5 protein-coding genes are annotated in these 6,000 nt (G+C 51.0%); 1 reads left to right on the top strand and 4 read right to left on the bottom strand.

The window, feature by feature from the left end; translation table 11 throughout:
• Window positions 1-164: 164 nt before the first annotated feature.
• The 4 genes from AC5JLP_RS22820 to AC5JLP_RS22805 all read right to left on the bottom strand — a co-directional run bounded on the left by AC5JLP_RS22820 (window position 165) and on the right by AC5JLP_RS22805 (window position 5,596).
• On the bottom strand, window positions 165-647 hold the full coding sequence (locus AC5JLP_RS22820) for a Crp/Fnr family transcriptional regulator (protein WP_496070258.1): 483 nt from the start codon (window positions 645-647) through the stop codon (window positions 165-167).
• A gap of 125 nt (window positions 648-772) precedes the next feature.
• Window positions 773-3,871, bottom strand: a complete 3,099-nt coding sequence (locus tag AC5JLP_RS22815; protein WP_496070257.1) for a HEAT repeat domain-containing protein — start codon at window positions 3,869-3,871, stop codon at window positions 773-775.
• A 455-nt stretch (window positions 3,872-4,326) separates the two neighbouring features.
• Window positions 4,327-4,869 carry a translation initiation factor IF-3 gene (gene infC / locus AC5JLP_RS22810; RefSeq protein ID WP_496070256.1) on the bottom strand — a complete coding sequence of 181 codons (543 nt, stop codon included), beginning with the start codon at window positions 4,867-4,869 and terminating at the stop codon, window positions 4,327-4,329.
• A 355-nt stretch (window positions 4,870-5,224) separates the two neighbouring features.
• Window positions 5,225-5,596, bottom strand: a complete 372-nt coding sequence (locus AC5JLP_RS22805) for a Mo-dependent nitrogenase C-terminal domain-containing protein (RefSeq protein WP_496070255.1) — start codon at window positions 5,594-5,596, stop codon at window positions 5,225-5,227.
• A 55-nt stretch (window positions 5,597-5,651) separates the two neighbouring features.
• On the opposite strand from AC5JLP_RS22805, the gene AC5JLP_RS22800 reads away from it, so the two are divergent.
• Window positions 5,652-5,828 (top strand): hypothetical protein, encoded by a 177-nt coding sequence (locus AC5JLP_RS22800; RefSeq protein ID WP_496070254.1) that lies wholly within the window; start codon window positions 5,652-5,654, stop codon window positions 5,826-5,828.
• Window positions 5,829-6,000 lie beyond the last annotated feature (172 nt).

Here is a 6,000-nt window from a genome sequence, read left to right as displayed (position 1 = left end):
GGGGGCAGGGGGGCGGTTCGGGTAGGCATTCATACCTTTTAAGACATCCTCTGAGCGCTACTCAGTCCTCAGCACTCAGCCCACCGCAAAGCGGAAGCAAGCTACAGCACTCAGCACTCTTGCAACATCGGTTGCAAGAGTGCTGAGTGCTGTACTAGTGGGTACTAGCGCCGTTTACCCGCTCCGTACATCGGTGGGGGTGGGGGCATCACAGGTGCCTTCATATGATTCATCTTTTGGTTGAGCTCCCGAATGCGGCGCGAGAGTAACCGAATAATGTTGACGGCGATACCAGGGGTTTCATCGATCGCCTCATAAAGCTGCTGCTGTGTCAGCACCAGACAATCGCAGGGTGCCAGTGTCGTGACTGATGCAGAGCGTGGTTCTGCATCAAAAAGAGACATCTCACCGAAACAGGTGCCTTGCTCAAGCTGCACAATTTCCTGATTGCCGATATGGACGCTGACTCTGCCAGAAACGACGACGTAGAGCGATCGCCCTTCTTGCCCTTCGGTAAAAATGGTGTGATTGGTCGGAAACGACAGTTCGTCCATGATGGAAGCCAGACGCACCAAAAAATCATCCCGCAGCTCTTTGAAGATGGGGACTTGCCGGACAAACAGTAAGCGATCGACGCTGGTTAACATAAATCGGCGGCGTGCAGCTTGGACTGGAGCTGAGACTGTGGGCTTTAAAGCTGGAAACGATGAACCTGAAGTCTACGGCTAAAATGGGCTTTCTCTAGAGTGCCCATCCTGCGCCGCTAACCCTACTAAAGCGTCTCAAATCCAGTTCGTTTTGGAAAATTAATCACATTATTGCCTCGTTTGGCTGCTCGGTTAACTGTTTTTGCCGAATTTAACGCAAATTCCTTCATCAATGCTTGCACCTGATCGGCCACCAGTGGATCTGGATCGTGCGTCAGCATCGGCAATAGTTTCATCAAAGCACGAGGCGACGCCATTGTGAGATATGCCAACACGGATTCTCGCACAAACCCTCTGGGATGTCGCAGACATGCGATCGTTTGTTCGGGGGTCAAGCTCCAACGCGCTTGACGTGCGAGATGAAAGCAGCAAGCAAGCGACCAGTCAGACAAGAAGTGGCGTAGATCGAGCAGGTGCCGCAGTCGATCGCTCGGAGCCATTGGCTCATAGCTCATTAAATCAGACAGGCTTTGGAGCTTTTCCAGGTCAGAGTTGCGGTCAAGCAAACTCAACAGGGCACGCTTGCTGGGAATATCGAGTGTATTGTCTAAAATTTCCAGTCCTCGTGCCATATTGCTACGCGAGTTTGATTGCAGGTTAAAGGCTGCGGCCTTGATAGACCCAATGGGGTACAAAAACTTCATCAGCAAAAACAGACGCTCTTCAGCATCCAACTGCAAATCACGCAACGCACGCCGCAAAAGGTCTGCTTCACGCCCCCAAACCTGTGTAGGAGTCAAATCTAACAACGCAGCATAGAGCTGCCCAACAAACATCAACTCCTGATCAATTAGACGCTCAATGCCTCGTCTGCCCAAATGATCGGCTACACTATCAACCCCAAGATCGCGGGGCATTTCGAGCAAGATCCGCAGAATGCTACGTCGATCAGTGCCCCATGCCGTCATTAGATGCGAAATGAGGGCATCTAGCGCTTCGAGCGTACCGATTTGCCCGATCGCCCGCCATGCATGCAGCCTCACCAGATCAGGCTTGTGGGTATCTTCTGCCAGTTGCACTAGCATGGGGATGGCATCATTCTCCAGCCTCACCAGTGCCTGCATAGCTGCATCACGCGTAGATTTGTAGTACAACCCACGCAGCAGCGATGGGTAAAATTCTTCTAGATGGGTAGCCGCGATCGCTTCCAGTAGCGCACACCGTACTCGCAGCGATTCGTCTTGCAAGAGATCGGGAATATAGAGCCGCAGAGCTTGCAGATAGACGGCTTCTCCTAGCGCTCGGCAACCCATCACGCGCTCTTTTTCCTGCTTGTGGGTCAGCATAAAGCGAAGCGTATTAGTGGCTTCTGCCTTTTGCGTTGGGTTGCCTCGCCGCATCATTAACGAAGCCGCCGTCCCTCGCACCACAGAATCGACTTCTGGACGCAGGTATGGACGCAACTGACGAATATCTGGCGCTTCCTCAGTAATCCAGACGTACCGTAGTGCCACAGCTAGCACCTCTGGCATGGGCGACAGGTCAATGAGATCACGTACCTGCCCCAAATAAGCTGCATTGGGGTACGCCAACATCGCCTCCAGGCTCTTGCGCTGCAACCCCGGAGAGAGTTTTGTCAGCAGGGGGGCCAGCACTTCACCCACATTTTTATGATCAAGCTGGCTCAACAGTTCGATGCAAGCGCCTTTATGAGCATCTGTTCCTGGTTGATCGAGGGCTTCAATCACGGCGCGCTTCAATTCACGTAAGTCTACATCGCCACTGAGTTGTCCCCGTTCTGCACTCATGACGAGCAAACCGACATATTTGCTGCGCAACAGCCAAATCGTCAAGACCCAGACGAGTGAGAGGCAAACGATCGCAGGTAAAAGCCAGTTGAGGCCAACATCACCAAAGCTAGTATTGCGGCTAAACCAAACTAGCACCAGCAGCGCTAGCCCAGTCGCACCTGTAGATAAGGGTTCAGCAATACCCCGTACAACAGATTGAATACTACTGCGAACACTGTCAGGAATCGGCTGAAAGAGCACAGGCCCCAAACTGGCAAACAATGTGTAGTGCAGCAATTCATCTAAAAACTTTAGTGCGATAATGCTGATGAAAAGCCCCATAACCCAGGCTGTCGGCGCGATCGCCATTGCCACTGCCCCTAAAACGCCAATCATGCCCGGTAACAGCATCGCGGTTGCAAACACCCCAATGCGCTCAATCACACGACTAGAGGCCAACCACTGCATAGCAAGTTCGCAAATGCCCAGAATGGCGCTAAACCAACCCAGAAAGCTGGCGATCGCCTCATCCGAATTTTGCTGTCCGAGCAATTGAGCGATCGCGCCTTCATTGCCATGCAGTTGCAACTGACGAAGAAACTGAAAGTCAACCAGGAGCAACAGCACCTGCGCCAAAATAAAAAACGTAAACAGCAGGACGACGTAACGGCGCAGCGGCCCCTTTAGACGGCGACTCGCAAAGTCAGATAGTCGATCGTCTGACGATCGCCGTAGCGAATCGGGAAACGCCTGTCGGTAGGACTGACTCAAGTAAAAAAGAATGCCCGCGCCGAACACCATCATCAGGCACGCCATTGCAATCACGTTTTTCAGCCCCACCCAGGCAATGAGAAACGTGAGAGAGAAACCGCTCAGCACATCCGCAACGAGAATGCCACTGCTAATGAGCGGATAGGTTCGCTTAATCTCTCGAATATTAAAGAGTTGGTTGGCAGTAATCGACGTATTGAGATCATTGAGAACGTAAATCGCTTCCAGCCAGAGCCGCATGAGGAAAATCGTAATGGCAACAACGGTTGCACCCCACAGCGACGATCGACTATCCAGCCCAAACCAGAACAGTAGCAGCGGTAACGCCATGAGCAGCGCGGTCAGAACCAATACCTGCCGCAAAGGCAACACTTTTTGCATTTGCGAGTATACAAAGCCTAATCCTGAGCCAATGCCCGCACTTGCAATGTAAATCCAGGGCAGCCCATCTTCTGCTTTGTATTCTTGCAGGAAGAGTGCCACCGTGCTGGCTTCAAACCATACTAAGCCGATCGATGTAATGGTATAGAACGCAAACATTAGAAATGTGCGCTCACTTTCTTCTGGGCGCAGGTTAACCCACCGCAGAATTTTCTGCCGCCACCCATTATCAACTAACCACTGGCTATTGAGTTCCATACCGCGCTTGCGTCCTGTATGCATTGCCGATAGGTACAATCAGCTCAACTCTAATCAAAGAGCGCTGTGCGATCGCAACCCTCTGCCCTATTGCCATCGTCGATGACATCACGCCGCATCGACTACACCTCATTAGCTTGCCCCGAATGGCTCTCATTGTAGATAGCGGTAGATCATTCATCGCAAAAAGATCCTGAGCGTAAGACCCAAACCACTAAGAAATGTGGATTGAACAGTACCTGGAAGCCAGAAATTAGCAGAGAAAAGCGGTAGACTGCTGCAATGTACCGATTAAAACTAGAGCTTTGGATCAAGCAAATAAAGGTTTGGAACCTCTTTATATGAGTCAGGCTACCACTTAGGGGCGCAAAACACCGCACTAGCTCACCCATAAGTAGGCCAAATCAACCGAAAAAGACACTCCAGCCAGAACCGGAGTGTCTTTAGAGCAACAGTAAATCGAACAATATTGTCCGTCGCTATTTCTTGGGGGCCAGCAGCATCATCATGTTGCGACCTTCGCGCTTTGGTGCCTGCTGCACCTCTGCAAGCTCCTGCAAATCGCCTGCCATGCGCTTCAGCAAATCCTCAGCAATGTCGCTGTGCTGAATTTCGCGGCCTCGAAACATGATCGTAGCTTTGACTTTATCGCCGTCTTTCAAGAATCGCTTCGCCTGACTGATGCGCACATTGTAGTCATGCTCCTCAATCTTGTAGCGCATCTTGACTTCCTTTACATCGACGGTGTGCTGCTTTTTCTTTGCCTCACGCGCCTTTTTCTCCTGCTCAAACTTAAACTTGCCGTAGTCCATGATCCGGCAAACCGGCGGATCAGCTTTATCACTGACCAGCACCAAATCCAGGTCTTTCTCTTCAGCAATTTGCATCGCTTCACGGGGAACCATAATTCCCAATTGAGCGCCGTCTGAATCGATTACTCGGATTTTTGGAAAGCGAATCCGTTCATTAATGGCTGGTAAATCGCGGTTTGGTCTTCTTTCAATTCTTTCAATCACAGGCATTTGATGGTTGGCAAAGTAAGGGGTGACAACGAAAAATCAGTCTTCAAACGTGGACTGGATGGCGTGTCGTCGATCGTCAGAGCACAAGTGATAGAGATAACCGATTCTAAAGTGGCTACGAACTCTGATACTTGCTATTCTACTCAGTCCATCCAATTTTCTGTTTATTTCTGCCTAATTGTTACGTAAGTTCCCAAACTACCGCAGAGGTGCCAAGACCGCCAAGAGTTGTCTTTGTTCCCTCTGCGTCTTGGTGATCGATCAAGAGCAAGGCCAACCTATTTTAATGCGCGATCATCGGGGACTCTTGATGGTGTAGCCAGTGACGAAGTACAACCTGGTGACGAAACTCAACCTAACAGTAGCGGCTGACATCCTGGCGGCATTCATCTGCAAGATAGCAGAGTGCTCGGAATCGTAACCCAACGACCTGATCGTAAAAGGGGTTGAGCTTGCAAAGGGGTGGAATGGAAAACAGGGTGCGATCGAAAAGTTTAATCGTCCGCTCAAAGGGGCAGCGAGACGGGATCATCTGACACAGAAAGTTGGCAGTTTCCGGATCGCGGATTTCGATCGTGTCAAGCCACTGACGAATCGGTTGGAGTGGAGCGAACGATCGAGGCGGTAACTCCTGTGGCAATGGCATTACTTCGACAGCAGCTTGTTGGGCAGCCCAAACAATCTGGCTGGCGTTGGAACGGGATACTGTAGCGTGAACGGATTTCATTGCTTGCTCTCCTGCATGAGGGGTGAGAGTTAAAGACGGGTGAGAGTAGTGAGTAGTGAATTTTGGGGGTGATCGCTGGTGGACGCTAACATCTCTCTGGATGGTGGAGCTTGAAGATGGGGCGCATGGGAGCGGTTGTTGCGCCGCGATCAGCCTTTACCTTGACAAGCCTATGCTGCCCGTAGTTGAAGAAATATTAATGGGCAAGATTACTGAAGTTCCGCGACCTTGATTTTGAGTGATCAGAGACTTCACCCAGGAAAGAGCAACCATTTGAGGTAGAGGAAAGGCAAAGAACTTGCCTGTTCCGACTCCTGTGTGGCTCGATCGTCGGCCAAATCTGTAATGATCTGTGACACTTCTGCTGTTTTCACAAGGTGGCAATGGAGAATGGCGCTACGTAG

The organism is Stenomitos rutilans (assembly GCF_059505485.1).
Note: the sequence above shows the minus strand (reverse complement) of the source record. Positions and strands in the feature narration are given on the sequence as shown.

Coding starts and splice junctions, on each gene's coding strand:
- AC5JLP_RS22820 (WP_496070258.1), bottom strand. CDS start 647: ATGTTAACCAGCGTCGATCGCTTACTGTTTGTCCGGCAAGTCCCCATC.
- infC (WP_496070256.1), bottom strand. CDS start 4,869: ATGCCTGTGATTGAAAGAATTGAAAGAAGACCAAACCGCGATTTACCA.
- AC5JLP_RS22815 (WP_496070257.1), bottom strand. CDS start 3,871: ATGCATACAGGACGCAAGCGCGGTATGGAACTCAATAGCCAGTGGTTA.
- AC5JLP_RS22805 (WP_496070255.1), bottom strand. CDS start 5,596: ATGAAATCCGTTCACGCTACAGTATCCCGTTCCAACGCCAGCCAGATT.